Here is a 16,330-nt window from a genome sequence, read left to right as displayed (position 1 = left end):
AGCACAGCGGAGACCGGCCATGTCCCCCGTCCGGATGAAGCGGATGCGGCAGATGCGCCACGGGATGCGCCGCGCCCTGATGCCGATCAGCGTGGCGCAGGCCGAGATCGCTACAATCCGCGCGCCCGGAATCGGCACGATCGACCCGGTGGCCATCACGGCCTTCTCCACTGCCAGCCACCCGAGGCTCCCATGCCCCAGAACGACCTGAAGACCGACCCGAACCTCGCCAACGCCTGGAAGACCAAGGCCGGATGCGACCTGACGGATGCCGAGCTGCTGGCCATGCCCGACAGCGAGTACATGAGCGACCAGCAGCTCGAGTTCTTCCGCGCGCGCCTGCAGCGGCAGAAGGAGGACCTGCTGGCCAACGCCGGCGAGACCACCGAGCACCTGCGCGAGGACACCTCGATCGTGCCCGATCCGGCGGATCGCGCCACCATCGAGGAAGAGCACGCACTGGAGCTGCGCACCCGCGACCGCGAGCGCAAGCTGCTGAAGAAGATCTCCCAGTCGATCAGCCGCATCGATGCCGGTGACTACGGTTACTGTGACGAAACCGGCGAACCGATCGGCCTGGGCCGCCTGCTGGCGCGCCCGACCGCTACACTGTCGCTGGAAGCGCAGCAGCGCAGGGAACTGAAACAAAAGCTCTTCGGCGACTGACCGCAGACGATGTTCCGGGGAGACGGCCGGAGTCCGCGCGAAGCGCCGTCAGCAGCGCCATCAGGCAACACACATGGCTGACTCCAAGGACTCCCCGAAAAGCGGGTTCTTCCGCAAGGTGGTGCGCTTCGCGCTCAACCCGACCACCGACTGGGCAGATCTGAACGGCAGCGAATCCGACTCCCGTCAGGACGACTACGCCCGCTCGGAGCTCAAGGCGATGATCGAGCGCAAGCGCCGCAACGACTTCGTGCGCAAGCGCGAGTTCGATGCGCTGCGCCGCATCCGCCGCGAAGGCCTGACCGGCGACCGGCTGGCCGGCCTCGAGGGCCTCGAGGGCCTGTCCCACCTCGACGACTCCGAGGTGCGCAGCCACGACAGCTACGGCACCCGCCCCGACGGCGACGACGTCAAGGACAAGATCGACGCGATCGAGCGCCAGATGGTCGGCGAGAGCCTGACGCAGCGCCGCGGCGCCGCAGTCATGGGCCGGCCGGCGCCGCCGCGTGTGGAATCGCGCTTCGACGCCACCACCGCGCCGCAGGTCATGGCCACCAGCCCGCATCTGTCGGACGCCTTCAAGCCGACCGCGCCGATGCAGATGGAAGCGGTGCTGATGCGCACCGACAGCGGCCCGAGCACCGCCAACCCGGGCCGCATCAGCGTGCATGGTCCGGGCGTGGAGGGTGGCGACCAGGTGCAGGTTTCCGAGCTGGCCCACGACCCCGACCTGGACGAGGCGGTCATCGCCTTCGCCAATGCCGACTTCGAGCTGTGCGAACGCTCGCTGCTGGCGCTGATCAGCCTGAGCGGGCCGCGGGCCCGGCATGCCGAGACCTGGCATGTGCTGTTCGACCACTACCGGGCCACCGGCAACCAGACCCGCTTCGATGCGGCTGCGCTCGACTACCAGGAGCGCTTCGGCATGTCGCCGCCGCAGTGGTTCTCGATCCCGCAGCTCGCCTCCGACGCGAAGCGCCAGGACACGCAGCATGCGCCCGGCAGCCCGGGCACGCCGGCCCAGATCGACGGCCATCTCGGCTGGGTCAGCCCGGAGCGGCTCGAGGTCGATGCCGTCGGCCATCTGCGTGCGCAGCTGCTGCAGATGCCGCTGCCCTGGGTGCTGGACTGGCGGCCGCTGCGGCGCGTCGAGCCGCAGGCGGCCGGCATGCTGCACCGGCTGCTGCATGAATGGTCGGACGAGCCGATCGAGATGCGCTGGATCGGCGCCGACCGCATGCTGGCGGTGCTGGCCGAGATGGCACCCAACGGCATGCGCGATGCCGACCCGGCCTTCTGGCTGCTGCGCATGGAGGCGCTGCGTCTGGCGCACCGCACCAACGACTTCGACCAGGCCGCGATCGACTACTGCATGACCTACGAGGTCTCGCCGCCCTCCTGGATGCCGGCACGCTGCAGCGTGCGGCTGTCGGATGCCTCCGGGCAGGTGGTGGTCGAGACGCCGACCACCGGCATCGCCGATGTCGCCACCAGCTTCATGGAGTCGCAGTCGCCTGACGAGGGCATGCTGGAGGTGGCGCAGGTCGAGCTCAACGGCCAGCTGCTCGGCGACATCAGCCGGCTGCTGCTGTCGATGGACGAGCAGATCGGCAAGTCGAGCATCATCCACATCTCCTGCGCGCGGCTGATGCGCATCGACTTCATCGCCGCCGGCGACCTGCTGAACTGGGTCATCGGCCGGCGTGGCGAGGGTCGCCATGTGACCTTCGTCGATGCACACCGGCTGGTGGCGCTGTTCTGCGGCGCCATGGGCATCACCGAGCAGGCGCGCGTGGCCATCCGCCGCGACTGAAGTCCCACCTCGCCCCGCCTGCCGCCGCAGCCCTTGCAAGCGCTGCGGCGCGCCCCATCTGCCCTCTGCCTTGTCCACGCTCCCAGCGAGCCCACGCCCCATCATGTCCACCGAATCCTTTCACGGCACGACCATCGTCAGCGTGCGTCGCGGCAACACCGTGGCCATTGGCGGCGACGGCCAGGTCACGCTCGGCCACATCGTCGTCAAGTCCAGCGCGCGCAAGGTGCGCAAGCTCTACCGCGAACAGGTGCTGGCCGGATTTGCCGGCGCGACCGCCGACGCCTTCACGCTGTTCGAGCGCTTCGAGTCCAAGCTGGAAAAGCACCAGGGCCACCTGGTGCGCGCTGCCGTCGAGCTGACCCGCGACTGGCGCACCGACCGGGTGCTGCGCCGCCTCGAGGCCATGCTGGCGGTGGCCGACCGCAGCGCCTCGCTGATCATCACCGGCAACGGCGACGTGCTCGAGCCCGAGCACGGCATCGTGGCGATCGGCTCGGGCGGCGCCTACGCGCAGGCCGCCGCCCGCGCACTGCTGCAGCACACCGAGATGGCCCCGGCCGAGGTGGTCAAGCGCTCGCTGGAGATCGCCGGCGACCTGTGCATCTACACCAACCAGTCCCATACCATCGAGACCCTGGAGTGAGCCCGAGCATGAGCAGCGCCATGACCCCGCAGGAAATCGTCTCCGAACTCGACCGCCACATCGTCGGCCAGCAGGGCGCCAAGCGCGCCGTGGCCATCGCGCTGCGCAACCGCTGGCGCCGCCAGCAGGTCGACGAGAAGCTGCGCCCCGAGATCACGCCGAAGAACATCCTGATGATCGGCCCGACCGGCGTCGGCAAGACCGAGATCGCCCGGCGCCTGGCGAAGCTGGCCGACGCGCCCTTCATCAAGGTCGAGGCGACCAAGTTCACCGAGGTCGGCTATGTCGGCAAGGATGTCGACACCATCATCCGCGACCTGGTCGAAAGTGCGGTCAAGCAGGAGCGCGAGCGCCAGGTGAAGCTGATGCGCCACCGCGCCGAGGACGCCGCCGAGGAGCGCATTCTCGACGTGCTGGTGCCGCCGCCGCGCCCGGCCAGCGCGCCCGGTCTGGGCGGCCTGGGCTTCGGCTTCGCCGAGCCTGCGGCGCCCGCGCAGGCGCCGGTCGACAGCACCGCACGCCAGACCTTCCGCAAGCGCCTGCGCGAAGGCTCGATGGAGGACAAGCAGATCGAGATCGAGGTCGCCGAGGCACGGCCCGCGGTCGAGATCATGGGCCCGGCCGGCATGGAGGACATGGCCGAGCAGTTGAAGGGCATGTTCTCGCAGCTCGGCCAGGGCAAGCGCAAGGCCCGCAAGCTGACCATCGCCGAGGCGCGCCGCCTGCTGATCGACGAGGAGGCGCAGCGCCTGGTCAACGAGGAGGAGATCGTCACCCGCGCGCTGCACAACACCGAGCAGAACGGCATTGTCTTCATCGACGAGATCGACAAGGTCGCCAGCCGGGGCGAAGGCAGCGGCGGCGCCGATGTCTCGCGCCAGGGCGTGCAGCGCGACCTGCTGCCGCTGGTCGAGGGCACCACCGTCAAGACCAAGCACGGCATGGTGCGCACCGACCACATCCTGTTCATCGCCTCCGGGGCCTTTCACCTGTCGCGCCCGAGCGACCTGATCCCGGAGCTGCAGGGCCGCTTCCCGATCCGCGTCGAGCTGGGCTCGCTGAGCGTCGACGACTTCGAGGCCATCCTGAGCAGCACGCACGCCAGCCTGCTCAAGCAGTACCAGGCGCTGCTGGCCACCGAGGGCGTGACGCTCGACTTCCTGCCGGGCGCGATCCGCCGCATCGCCGAGATCGCGCACGGCGTCAACGAGCGAACCGAGAACATCGGCGCGCGCCGGCTCTCGACCGTGATGGAGCGCCTGCTCGACGAGATCTCCTTCGACGCGCCGCGGCGCAGCGGCGAGACGGTGTCGATCGACGCCGCGCAGGTCGACGCGCGCCTGGGCGAGCTGGCCGGCAACGAGGATCTGTCGCGTTACATCCTCTGACACCTGGCGTGATACCACCCTGAACAGGGGGAGGGGTCATCCCGACCGGACCGGGGCGTGGCCGATATGATGAACCGGCCCCGCCCGGATTCCGCCCGGATGCGGGGCGATTTCATCATTTTCGACATGCCCTGCCCGATCGCCCTGGAACTCGAGACTGCCCTGGCGGCCGCCGACCTGCTCGGCCTGCCGGCGGTGGTGCTCGACCTGCGCGGGCAGGTGCTGGCAGGCGCCGGACTCACGCTCGATCCGGCCGGCATCGAGCCGCTGCTCGCGGCGCTGTCCGACCGGCGCCACGGACCGATCGAGCCCCTGCCGGCGGCGGCCGGACGCTGGCTGCAGCTGGACCTGTCCTGGCCAGCCGGCGCACAGGCCGGCCAGGCGCTGGCGCTGGTGCGCGAGGTCGGTGCGCCGCAGGCGGCCGAGCCGACCTTCCGCCGGGAGCGCGACCGGCTGTGCTGGCTGGCCGACAGCGCCCCGGTGCTGATGGCCTACTGCGAGAACGATGCGCTGCGCTGCAGCTATGCCAACCGGGCCTTCGTGCAGTCGCTGTGCCCGGCTGCATCCGAACGCGGCCCGATCGGCCAGCCACTGGCCGGTGCAGTCACCCCGGATCTGGCCGACTGGCTGCAGGCCGCCACCGCACAGCTCGAGCGCGATGGCGAGGCGGTCTGCAATGAGCAGTGGCTCACGCTGGCCGACGGCACCGTGATCTGGGCCGAGCTGACGCTGGCGCCGCATGTCGACGCACGCGGCCGCCGCCACGGCCTGTATCTGCTGGTCAGCGACCACAGCCGACACCACCATGCCGAGCGTGCGCTGCTCGAGTCCGAGGAACGGCTCGCGCGCTTCATGCAGGCCGGCGTCGAGGGCATCGTCTTCCACCGCGACGGCCACATCGTCGATGCCAATCCGGCGCTGTGCACGCTGATCGGCCAGTCGCTGCACGAGCTGCTGGAGCGGCCGCTGCTGGGCCTGATCGCGCCGGAATTCCAGCCCCGGCTGGCGCGCCGGCTCGATGCGCAGGAGGACCTGTGCATCGAGACCAGCCTGATCGCGAAGGACGGCCGGCGCATTCCGGTCGAGCTGATCGAGCGCGGCACGCTGCAGCGCGGCACGCCGATGCGCATGACGGTGCTGCGCGACATCCGCGAGCGCCGCGACGTGCAGGACCAGCTGCACTACCTGGAGCATCACGATGCGCTGACCGGCCTGGCCAACCGCCACGCGCTGTTCAGCCAGCTCGAGCATCTGATGGTCGCCGCCCGGGCCTCCGACACCCGGCTGGCGCTGCTGTTCATCGACCTCGACCACTTCAAGCGGGTCAACGACTCGCTTGGCCATGCCGCGGGCGATGCGCTGCTCAAGACCCTGGCCAGCCGCCTGGGCGAGCGGGTGCGCAGCACCGACCGGGTGGCACGCTTCGGCGGCGACGAGTTCATCGTGCTGCTGCCGGGCGTGCGCAGCCGCGAGGCGATCGCCCATGTGGCGCGCAAGCTGCTCGAGGCGCTGGCGCATCCGGTGCGGATCGCCGGCTCGACGCAGGACATCTCGATCACGCCCTCGATCGGCATCGCGGTCTATCCGGACGACGGCGACACGCCCGATGTGCTGATCCAGCATGCCGATGCGGCGCTGCATGCGGCCAAGGCACGCGGCCGCGCCCACAGCGTCTTCTTCGAGCCGCGTCAGGTCAGCCTGGCGAGGGACAACCTGGTGCTGGAGGGCCAGCTCGGCCAGGCGATCGCGCAGGAGGAGTTCGCGCTGCTGTTCCAGCCGCAGGTCTGCGCCCGCGACGGCCGCTTTGTCGGCGTCGAGGCGCTGATCCGCTGGAATCATCCCGAGCGCGGCCTGCTGGTGCCCGACGCCTTCATCGCGCTGGCCGAGCAGCACCGGCTGATCGTGCCGATCGGCGCCTGGGTGCTGCGCGAAGCCGCCCGCCAGGCGCGCCTGTGGCATGAGGCCGGTCTGCCGCTGACGGTGGCGGTCAACCTGTCGACGCTGCAGTTCCAGGCCCCCGACTTCATCGCCTCGATCGAGCAGCTGCTGGCCGAGACCGCCCTGCCGCCCGGCTGGCTCGAGCTCGAGCTGACCGAGCGCATGCTGATGGACGATGTGCCCGGCGTGCTGGCGCGGCTGGCGCAGCTGCGCCAGCTCGGCGTGAAGCTCTCGGTCGACGACTTCGGTACCGGCTACTCCTCGCTGAGCCATCTGAAGGAGCTGCCGATCGACAAGATGAAGATCGACCGCTCCTTCGTGCGGGAGCTGCCGCAGCAGCGCGAATCGGCCGCGATCGCCGGCGCGATCATCGAGCTGGCACGCGGCCTCGGGCTGACGGTCGTCGCCGAGGGGGTCGAGACCGAGGCGCAGCGCGAGTTCCTGCTGGCGCACGGCTGCGACCAGCTGCAGGGCATGGGCATCGGCGCCCCGATGGACGCTGTTGCGCTGCAAGCCTGGCAGCGCGCCCGCACCAGCATCCCGACCTGACATCCGGGCCCGCTCTGCTAGGCTGAGCGCATGGTTCCGGAGCGATCGCCGTCGACACTCTCGTTCATGCCCTCGCGCCTGCCGCGGCACTGGCTGCTGCTGTGCAGCCTGGTGGCGACGATTCCAGCCTTCTATCTGGAGCTGCTGTCACCGGGCGGCAGCTCGCCGGTGGCGACCGCGGCCTACCTGATCGCGGCGCTGACCGTCGTTCTGAGCGGGCGACGCCAGCACCAGCACGTGCACGCGCGGCAGCCCCGACTGCGCCGGGTGCTGACTCGGCTGCTGATCGGCGGTCTGGTCGCCGCAGCCCTGCTGCCTCCCAGCTCGACCTCGGCGCCGGCCCTGGTGCTGCGCTCGCTGACCGCGGTGCTGACGCTGATGCACATGGTCTGGTGCCTGCGCCACCTGCTCGCGCGCGACAGCCTGCCGGCCCTGCTGGGCACCGCGCTGGGCGTGCTGCTGCTGTGCGGCGCCGGCTTCTGGTGGCTGGAGCCGCTCACGCCGACGCTGGCCGATGGCCTGTGGCTGGCCTTCACCACCGCGGCGACCGTCGGCTACGGCGACGTGGTGCCGAGCACGCCGGCCTCGAAGATCTTCTCGGTCTTCGTGGTGCTGCTGGGCTTCGGCATCCTGTCGCTGGTGACTGCCTCGATCGCGGCGATGTGGGTCGAGACGACCGAGCGCCAGGTCGAGCGCGACATCCTGCAGGATCTGCATGCCGAGATCGGCCAACTGCGCACCGAGCTGCGCGCCACCCATGCCGAGCTGCAGGCGCTGCAGCGCCGGCTGCCGCCGACGCCAGCGCCAGCACCTACGATAGCGCCCGACGATCAGCCGTCCGGGAACTCCTGAGCCCCGAGGCGCAGCAGGCCCTCGAAGATCAGCGTGTCGACCAGCTCGAAGGGCAGGTCGGTCTCGGGCGCGAGCTTGACCGCGGCGCCGCCACCCATCAGCAGCATCGGCTCGGCACCACAGCGGCGCAGCAGGTGGCGGTGCATGCGCTCGATCGCGCCGGCGATGCCGTAGGTGCCGCCGCTCATCAGCGCATCGCTGGTGTTGGTCGGGAACTCGCGCACCTCGCCGGTGGGCACCTTCAGTCCGGCGGTGCCCGACTCCAGCGCCTTGAGCATCAGCCCGAAGCCCGGCAGGATCAGCCCGCCCAGGAATCGGCCCTCGGCATCCATCGCGTCGATCGTCACCGCGGTGCCGACCATCACCACGAGCGCAGGCCGCGCCGGCCCCGAGGCCAGCACCCGCGCGCGCGCGCCGATCAGCGCCAGCCAGCGGTCCGAGCCCAGACGGGCCGGATGCTCGTAGCCGTTGCTCACGCCGGCGTCCTGCGGCTGCGACACCACCCAGCGCGGCGTCAGATCCCACAGATCGAGCTGCTCCTCGGTGCGGCGGCGCACGCCCTGGCCGGCCACCGCGCTGCCCAGCATGCGCTGCGGCGCCGGCAGGCGGGCCCAGTCCTCCTCGGCGAGCCGGTCGATGGCCTCGAGAAAGACCGCCCCTTGCGCGATCAGGGCCGCCTCGGGCCGGGGCGCCTCGTACAGGCCCCACTTGAGACGCGTGTTGCCGATGTCGATGACCAGGAAACTCATGAGAACGCCACAGGACGACAGGGATCGTGAAGCCGGCCCCCTGACCGGACTCGGATTCGGATTCGGATTCGAGTGCGGATCAGGACACCAGCAGCGACTCGACGCGCAGCAGCTGCTCGCGCGTCTCGCCCTGCGGCCGCACGCGCTGCAGTCGCGCCTGCACATCCGGCAGCAGGGCCCGCAATTCTGCGCGAGAGCGGGCCCGCCTGACCCTCAGCATCATCACTGCCCCCGACACCGGGGCATGGGCCCGCAGCAGCCCCAGCAGCACCTGGCGCGCCTGGGCGAAGCTGCCGTCCGTGGCATCGAGCCGGGCCAGCTCGGTGTCGCTGACCGCACTGCCCGGCCCGAGGGTGTCGGGCCCGTCGAGCGGCATCGGCGCGGTCGGCGGCGGCCCGATGACGATCAGGCCCAGCGCGAACAGCTCGTCGATGTAGCCGCGCGGCACGCCACAGCGCCGGCCCTGCTCGACCACCTCCTCGAGGGTGCGCTGTCCGTCGACCAGCAGCAGCAGCAGCCGGTGACGCTGCGACAGGCGCTGCTCGCGGGCCGCCATCTCGGCGTGGCCGGCCGCTGTCTTGCACGGAATGCCCAAGGATGCCTCCGACCGGTGTCGGCGCGATGCAGGTCATCGTCATTCCGCACACGGCATGAGCCGATTGTGCGCCCAGAACGGCCAGATCACGCCGCCGAAGCCCTGACATGCTGTTTCAGATTGGCACAAGAAAAAACCCGACGGGGTACCGTCGGGTCAGGTTCTCACAAGACGAATGCGTCACCCGCGTGACAAGCCGGGATCCCGGCCGTGTTGCAGAAACAACGCTTCAGGCCCGCATCGGACTCAGGCCGCGTCCTTCTCGACATGCGCCTGCTTGTGGTACAGGAACTCCAGCACCGCCTCGCGCGAGGCCAGATAGCCGGCATCGTGCGCCATCTCCAGGCGCGGGCGGAACTGCTCGCGGATCGGCGGCAGCGGCACCTGGTGGATCTCGCCGATGGTCGCCGCCGGGCCGTTGGTCAGCATCACAATGCGGTCCGACAGCAGCACCGCCTCGTCGACATCGTGCGTCACCATCATGACGGTCGAGCCGGTGGTGGCGACGATCTTCATCATCTCGTCCTGCAGCTTGGCGCGGGTCAGCGCGTCCAGCGCGCCGAAGGGCTCGTCCATCAGCAGCATCTTCGGCTCCATCGCCAGCGCCCGGGCGATGCCCACGCGCTGCTTCATGCCGCCGGAGATCTCGCCGGGACGCTTGTCCCTGGCATGGCTCAGGTTGACCAGATCCAGCGCGGCCAGCGAGCGTTCGCGCAGCCTGGCCTTGTTCTCGGTGGCGCCGAAGACCCGCTCGACCGCCAGGTAGACGTTCTCCATGCAGGTCAGCCACGGCAGCAGCGAGTGGTTCTGGAACACCACCGCGCGCTCCGGGCCAGGACCTTTCAGCTCGCGGTCGTCGAGCAGCAGCACGCCCGAGGTCGGCGTGGTCAGGCCGGCGACCAGGTTCAGCAGCGTCGACTTGCCGCAGCCGGAGTGGCCGATCAGCGCGATGAACTCGCCGCGGGCCACCTCCAGGTTGACATCGCGCAATGCGATGAAGGTGCCCTTCTTCGTCGGGAAGGACATGCCGACGTTCTCGATGCGCAGGAAACGCTGGTTGCGGGTGTCCAGATTGGCTTGGCTCATGATGAGGGTCCCCGGAGAGTCGGAAGTCGGTGGATCAGGAGTAGTCGAAGCGGCGGGCGACGGCCACCAGCAGCGTCTCGAGCAGCAGGCCGACACCACCGATCACGAAGATCGCGATCAGGATGTGCGCGACGTTCAGGTTGTTCCACTCGTCCCACAGCCAGAAGCCGATGCCCTGGCCGCCGGTCAGCATCTCGGCCGCGACGATCACCAGCCAGGCGGTGCCGACCGCCAGCCGCACGCCGGTCAGCATGTAGGGCAGCACCGCCGGGAACAGGATCTTGCGGATGATCGTCAGCTCCGACAGGTTCAGCACACGCGCGACGTTGAGGTAGTCCTGCGGCACCTGCCGCACCCCCACCGCGGTGTTGATGACCATCGGCCAGATCGAGCAGATGAAGATCGTCCAGATCGCGGCCGGGTTGGCGGCCTTGAACACCATCAGACCGATCGGCAGCCAGGCCAGCGGCGACACCGGCCGCAGCAGGCTGATGATCGGGTCGAGCATCTGGTTGAAGAACGCGAAGCGACCGATCAGGAAGCCCAGCGGAATGCCCACCACCGCCGCCAGGCCGAAGCCCACCGCCACGCGCTGCAGCGACGACAGCACGTTCCAGCCGATGCCCTGGTCGTTCGGGCCGTTGACATAGAACGGGTCGGAGAACAGCTTGACCGCCGCGTCCCAGACCACCGCCGGGCCGGGCAGCTGCTTGTCGCCGCTGTGCGCCACCGCCTGCCACACCAGCAGGAAGAAGGCGAAACCGAGCACCGGTGCGGCCATGCGGGTGAGCGTGCGCAGGCGCTGGGCACGGGCCATGGCCTCGGCCTGGGCCTTCATGCGGGCCTGGGTCTCGGCGTCGAGCACCGGGGCGGCCGGCGCGGCGGCGGCCGAGGTCGCCGGAGCGGTCGACGCGGCGGTTGCGGCAACGGACAGGGTGGCGGCATTCATGTCGGGAACCTCCTGGGACGGGGGACAGGTCGTCTCTTGTCGTCTCGGGTCGCGCTCAGGCGGCCCGGATCCTGAAGCCGTCGGCGTACTTGGCGGGATCCTTGCCGTCCCAGACCACGCCGTCCATCAGCTTGCTCGTGCGGAAATCGCTCTTCGGGATGCTGACGCCCAGCGCACCGGCCGCCTGCTTGTAGAGCGCCGTCTGGTTGATCTGCTTGGCCACGCCGAGGTAGTCGGGGTGGCTCTTGAGCAGGCCCCAGCGCTTGTGCTGCGTCAGGAACCACATGCCGTCAGACAGGTACGGGTAGTTGACCGCGCCGTCGTTGAAGAACTTCATGTGGTTCGGATCGTCCCAGGTCTTGCCCAGGCCGTTCTGGTAGCGTCCCAGGATGCGCTGGTTGATCGCATCGACCGAAGTGTTGATGTAGGACTTCTGGGCGACCGTCTCGGCCATCTTCATCTTGTTCTGCAGGCTGGCATCGATCCAGCGACTGGCCTCGAGCACCGCCATGATCACGGCACGGCAGGTGTTCGGGTTCTGCTTCACGAAGTCCGCGCTGGTCCCCAGCACCTTCTCGGGATGATCCTTCCAGATGTCCTGAGTGGTGTTGGCCGTGATGCCGATGCCATCCATGATGGCGCGATGGTTCCAGGGCTCGCCGACGCAGAACCCGTCCATGTTGCCCACGCGCATGTTGGCGACCATCTGCGGCGGCGGCACGGTGATCAGCTTGGCGCCCGAGACCGGGTTGATGCCTGCGGCTGCCAGCCAGTAGTGCATCCACATGGCGTGCGTGCCGGTGGGGAACGTGCCCGCGAAGGTGTAATCCCGCGGGTTGGCCGCCATGTACTTGGCCAGCGAAGGACCGTCCACGGCCCCCTTGTCGGCCAGCGCCTTAGACAGGCTGATGCCCTGCCCGTTGTGATTGATGGACATCAGCACGGCCATGTCCTTCTTCGGGCCGCTGACGCCGAGGTGCACGCCGTAGACCAGGCCGTACAGCACGTGGGCCATGTCGAGCTCGCCGTTGACGAGCTTGTCGCGCACCCCCGCCCAGGACGATTCCTTGGTCGGGATGATCTTGATGCCGTACTTCTGATCGAAGCCAAGCACGCTGGCCATCACGACGCTGGCACAGTCTGTCAGCGGAATGAAGCCGATCCTGACCTCCTTCTTCTCGGGCGCATCCGAGCCTGCGGCCCAGACCCCGCCGGGCAGTGAAACCGCGGCAGAAACAGCAGCGGTGCGCTTGATGAAATCACGGCGATTCGAGTCGATGGGGGTCGAGGGCGTCGTCATGGGAATCTCTCTCCAGAGGAAGAATCGGGGACGGCAAAAAAAAGCGGCGTCACGATCGTTGTCCGACACCCGGCTTGCGCCGGTCATCGGGACGATCGGACGCCGTTGTCCAAAAATGTCCCACCTAGTGAAGCCCCGTCGCCGAGGCCTCGCTGCATGTATTGCAGGGAGCGTGCCAACCCCTGAAAACCCGGGCACGGGCGATCCACAGGCGGTCTTTCGTGCCGGAATGATCACGACGGACCGGCCACGACATGCCAGCGACGGGTGCGGCGCACCATCGACAGGCATGCGCCGGACCGGGCGCACGCAGATGAAGCGCCGCGGTTCAAGTCGATGCATCGCGCTGGCGCCCCGCAGCCGTGCGCTTCGCTGCAGATCGGTGCAGAAGCCGGTGCCAAGTCGTTCGGGATCGGTGCAACAAGGGTTCCCCCCAAATGACGTTTACGTAAACGTCAACCGAAAATCGCGGTCCGGATGTTCCTCGGAGCCCTCAGATGACCGATCTCGCTGCCGACCACAAGGCCCTGGCCAGCTACCGCCCGACGCACAAGGTCCGCTTCGTGACCGCGGCCAGCCTGTTCGACGGGCATGACGCCTCGATCAACATCATGCGACGCATCCTGCAGGGCATGGGTGCGGAGGTGATCCACCTCGGCCACAACCGCTCGGTCGACGAGGTGGTGACCGCCGCGCTGCAGGAGGACGCCCAGGGCATCGCGGTCAGCTCCTACCAGGGCGGCCATGTCGAGTACTTCAAGTACATGGTCGAGCTGCTGCGTGCGCGCGGCGGCGCGCACATCCAGGTCTTCGGCGGCGGCGGCGGCGTGATCGTGCCGGCCGAGATCCGCGACCTGCACAGCCACGGCGTGCGCATCTTCAGCCCCGAGGACGGCCAGCGCATGGGTCTGGCCGGCATGATCGGCGAGATGATGATGCGCTGCGACCAGGACCTGTCCGGGCACGCGCCGACCGACCTCGCCGCGCTGCAGGGCCACACCGAAGCCGCCTGGCGTGCGCTCGCCCAGCTCATCACCGCGCTGGAGAACGGCAAGGCGGACGCGGGCGTCGTCGCCGCGGTGCATGAAGCGGCCAAGGCGAGCCGGACACCGGTGCTCGGCATCACCGGCACCGGTGGCGCCGGCAAGTCCAGCCTGACCGACGAGCTGATCCGCCGCCTGCGCCTGGACCAGGACGACAGCCTGCGCATCGCCGTCATCTCGATCGATCCGTCGCGGCGCAAGAGCGGCGGTGCGCTGCTGGGCGACCGCATCCGCATGAATGCCACCGGTCCGTGGTCCCGGGGCGCGCGGGTCTACATGCGCAGCCTCGCCACCCGCGACACCGGCAGCGAGATCTCGGCGGCGCTGCCCGACGTGATCGCCGCCGCCAAGGCGGCCGGCTTCGATCTGGTCATCGTCGAGACCTCCGGCATCGGCCAGGGCGATGCGGCGATCGTGCCCTTCGTCGACGTGCCGATGTACGTGATGACGCCCGAGTTCGGCGCGGCCAGCCAGCTCGAGAAGATCGACATGCTCGACTTCGCCGAGTTCGTCGCCATCAACAAGTTCGACCGCAAGGGCTCGGCCGACGCGCTGCGCGATGTCGCCAAGCAGGTGCAGCGCAACCGCGAAGCCTTCACCGTGATGCCCGACCAGATGCCGGTGTTCGGCACGATGGCCAGCCGCTTCAACGACGACGGCGTGACGGCGCTGTACCAGGCGCTCAAGGTCCGGCTCGGCGAACTCGGTCTGCCGCTGGCCGAAGGCCGCCTGCCGCTGGTCCACACCCGCCACAGCACGCACCAGACCCCCATCGTCCCGGCCGCCCGCACCCGCTACCTCGCCGAGATCGCTGACACCGTGCGCGGCTACAAGGCCCGGGTCCGCCAGCAGGCCACGCTCGCCCGCGAAATCCAGCAACTGCGCGCCAGCGCGGCGATGTTCCGGCAGGCCAATCCGGCGAAGAACCGCGGCGTGGAAGCGCTGACCGATCTGGCCGAGCAGCGCGAGCAGCGGCTCGATCCGGCCGCCCGCAAGCTGCTGGCCATGTGGCCCGAGATGCAGCGCGCCTACGCCGGTGACGAGTACGTCGTGAAGATCCGCGACAAGGAACTCCGCACCAACCTCATCCACACCACGCTGAGCGGCAACAAGATCCGCAAGGTCGCCCTGCCCGGCTTTGAATGCCACGGCGAGCTGCTGAAGTGGCTGATGCTGGAGAACGTGCCCGGATCGTTCCCCTTCACCGCCGGCGTCTTCGCGTTCAAGCGCGAGGGCGAGGATCCGACCCGCATGTTCGCCGGCGAGGGCGACGCCTTCCGCACCAACCGCCGCTTCAAGCTGGTCAGCGAGGGCATGCCGGCCAAGCGGCTGTCGACCGCGTTCGACTCGGTCACGCTCTACGGCGCCGACCCCGATCCGCGTCCGGACATCTACGGCAAGGTCGGCAACTCGGGCGTGTCGATCGCCACGCTCGACGACCTGAAGGTGCTGTACGACGGCTTCGACCTGTGCAGCCCGACCACCTCGGTGAGCATGACGATCAACGGCCCGGCGCCGACGATCCTGGCGATGTTCATGAACACCGCGATCGACCAGCAGCTCGACAAGTTCCGGGCCGACAACGGCCGCGACCCGACCGACGACGAAGCCGCGAAGATCAAGGCGTGGGTGCTGGCGAATGTGCGCGGCACGGTGCAGGCCGACATCCTGAAGGAAGACCAGGGCCAGAACACCTGCATCTTCTCGACCGAGTTCAGCCTGAAGGTGATGGGCGACATCGCTCAGTACTTCGTCCACCACGACGTGCGCAACTTCTACTCGGTGTCGATCAGCGGGTACCACATCGCCGAAGCCGGGGCGAACCCGATCAGCCAGCTCGCCTTCACGCTGTCGAACGGCTTCACGTTCGTGGAGGCGTATCTGGCGCGCGGCATGCACATCGACGACTTCGCGCCCAACCTGTCGTTCTTCTTCTCGAACGGCATGGACCCGGAGTACACCGTGCTCGGCCGCGTCGCCCGCCGCATCTGGGCGGTGGCGATGCGCGACAAATACGGCGCCAACGACCGCAGCCAGAAGCTCAAATATCACATCCAGACCTCCGGCCGCAGCCTGCACGCGCAGGAGATCCAGTTCAACGACATCCGCACGACGCTGCAGGCGCTGATCGCGGTGTACGACAACTGCAACTCGCTGCACACCAACGCCTTCGACGAGGCGATCACGACGCCGACCGAGGAGTCGGTGCGCCGCGCGATGGCGATCCAGATGATCATCAACCGCGAGTGGGGCCTGGCTCGATGTGAGAACCCGAACCAGGGCGCGTTCATCATCGACGAGCTGACCGAGCTGGTGGAGGAAGCCGTGCTGGCCGAGTTCGAGAAGATCGCCGACCGCGGCGGCGTGCTCGGCGCGATGGAGACGGGCTACCAGCGCTCGAAGATCCAGGAAGAGTCGATGCACTACGAGATGCTCAAGCACACCGGCGAGTACCCGATCATCGGCGTCAACACCTTCCGCAACCCGCACGGCGACGCAGTGCCCGAGTCGATCGAGCTGGCGCGCTCGACCGAGGAGGAGAAGCAGTCGCAGCTCCAGCGCCTGAACGACTTCCACGCCCGCCACGCCGCCGCGGCGCCGGCGATGCTCAAGCGACTTCAGCAGGCGGTGATCGACAACGCCAACGTGTTCGAGGTGCTGATGGACGCGGTGCGGGTGTGCTCGCTGGGGCAGATCACCAGTGCGCTGTTCGAGGTGGGCGGGCAGTATCGGCGATCGATGTGAAGCCGAGGGCA

13 protein-coding genes are annotated in these 16,330 nt (G+C 68.9%); 8 read left to right on the top strand and 5 right to left on the bottom strand.

Annotated elements, in window-relative coordinates; translation table 11 throughout:
* Window positions 1-19 precede the first annotated feature (19 nt).
* The 7 genes from HZU84_RS03825 (at window position 20) to HZU84_RS20430 (ending at window position 7,852) form a co-directional block, all read left to right on the top strand.
* The gene (locus tag HZU84_RS03825; RefSeq protein ID WP_149502391.1) at window positions 20-211 is read left to right on the top strand and encodes a hypothetical protein; all 192 of its coding nucleotides are present in this window, start codon (window positions 20-22) and stop codon (window positions 209-211) included.
* The gene (gene dksA / locus HZU84_RS03820; RefSeq protein ID WP_149502390.1) at window positions 193-666 is read left to right on the top strand and encodes an RNA polymerase-binding protein DksA; all 474 of its coding nucleotides are present in this window, start codon (window positions 193-195) and stop codon (window positions 664-666) included. Before HZU84_RS03825 ends, dksA begins: the two co-directional genes overlap by 19 nt.
* Before the next feature lie 73 nt (window positions 667-739).
* A complete protein-coding gene (locus tag HZU84_RS03815; protein ID WP_149502389.1) occupies window positions 740-2,479 on the top strand; it encodes a hypothetical protein in 1,740 nt (579 codons plus the stop codon).
* 103 nt (window positions 2,480-2,582) lie between these two features.
* Window positions 2,583-3,125, top strand: a complete 543-nt coding sequence (gene hslV / locus HZU84_RS03810) for an ATP-dependent protease subunit HslV (RefSeq protein WP_149502388.1) — start codon at window positions 2,583-2,585, stop codon at window positions 3,123-3,125.
* Window positions 3,126-3,133: 8 nt separating this feature from the next.
* Window positions 3,134-4,513 carry an ATP-dependent protease ATPase subunit HslU gene (hslU, locus tag HZU84_RS03805; protein WP_149502387.1) on the top strand — a complete coding sequence of 460 codons (1,380 nt, stop codon included), beginning with the start codon at window positions 3,134-3,136 and terminating at the stop codon, window positions 4,511-4,513.
* Window positions 4,514-4,639: 126 nt separating this feature from the next.
* Window positions 4,640-7,000: a putative bifunctional diguanylate cyclase/phosphodiesterase gene (locus HZU84_RS03800; RefSeq protein ID WP_149502386.1), complete on the top strand. Its 2,361-nt coding sequence runs from the start codon at window positions 4,640-4,642 to the stop codon at window positions 6,998-7,000.
* A gap of 66 nt (window positions 7,001-7,066) precedes the next feature.
* Window positions 7,067-7,852, top strand: a complete 786-nt coding sequence (locus HZU84_RS20430; RefSeq protein WP_244954389.1) for a potassium channel family protein — start codon at window positions 7,067-7,069, stop codon at window positions 7,850-7,852.
* Here the strand turns inward: HZU84_RS20430 and HZU84_RS03790 are convergent.
* The 5 genes from HZU84_RS03790 to HZU84_RS03770 all read right to left on the bottom strand — a co-directional run bounded on the left by HZU84_RS03790 (window position 7,831) and on the right by HZU84_RS03770 (window position 12,531).
* Window positions 7,831-8,601 carry a type III pantothenate kinase gene (locus HZU84_RS03790; protein WP_149502385.1) on the bottom strand — a complete coding sequence of 257 codons (771 nt, stop codon included), beginning with the start codon at window positions 8,599-8,601 and terminating at the stop codon, window positions 7,831-7,833. The two genes, HZU84_RS20430 and HZU84_RS03790, sit on opposite strands and share 22 nt — an antisense overlap.
* A 79-nt stretch (window positions 8,602-8,680) precedes the next feature.
* Entirely contained in the window at window positions 8,681-9,196 is a 516-nt protein-coding gene (locus tag HZU84_RS03785) for a hypothetical protein (protein WP_149502384.1), read from the bottom strand.
* A 246-nt stretch (window positions 9,197-9,442) separates the two neighbouring features.
* Window positions 9,443-10,282, bottom strand: coding sequence for an ABC transporter ATP-binding protein (locus HZU84_RS03780; RefSeq protein WP_149502383.1), 840 nt, complete (start codon window positions 10,280-10,282; stop codon window positions 9,443-9,445).
* A 34-nt stretch (window positions 10,283-10,316) separates the two neighbouring features.
* Window positions 10,317-11,231 carry a nitrate ABC transporter permease gene (ntrB, locus tag HZU84_RS03775; RefSeq protein ID WP_149502382.1) on the bottom strand — a complete coding sequence of 305 codons (915 nt, stop codon included), beginning with the start codon at window positions 11,229-11,231 and terminating at the stop codon, window positions 10,317-10,319.
* 55 nt (window positions 11,232-11,286) lie between these two features.
* Window positions 11,287-12,531 (bottom strand): CmpA/NrtA family ABC transporter substrate-binding protein, encoded by a 1,245-nt coding sequence (locus HZU84_RS03770; RefSeq protein WP_149502381.1) that lies wholly within the window; start codon window positions 12,529-12,531, stop codon window positions 11,287-11,289.
* A gap of 497 nt (window positions 12,532-13,028) precedes the next feature.
* On the opposite strand from HZU84_RS03770, the gene icmF reads away from it, so the two are divergent.
* The gene (gene icmF, locus HZU84_RS03765; RefSeq protein WP_149502380.1) at window positions 13,029-16,319 is read left to right on the top strand and encodes a fused isobutyryl-CoA mutase/GTPase IcmF; all 3,291 of its coding nucleotides are present in this window, start codon (window positions 13,029-13,031) and stop codon (window positions 16,317-16,319) included.
* Window positions 16,320-16,330 lie beyond the last annotated feature (11 nt).

The organism is Sphaerotilus sulfidivorans (assembly GCF_013426975.1).
GTDB lineage: Bacteria > Pseudomonadota > Gammaproteobacteria > Burkholderiales > Burkholderiaceae_C > Sphaerotilus > Sphaerotilus sulfidivorans.
The sequence above is the reverse complement of the archived record's forward strand: the minus strand, read 5'-3'. Positions and strand labels throughout refer to the sequence as shown.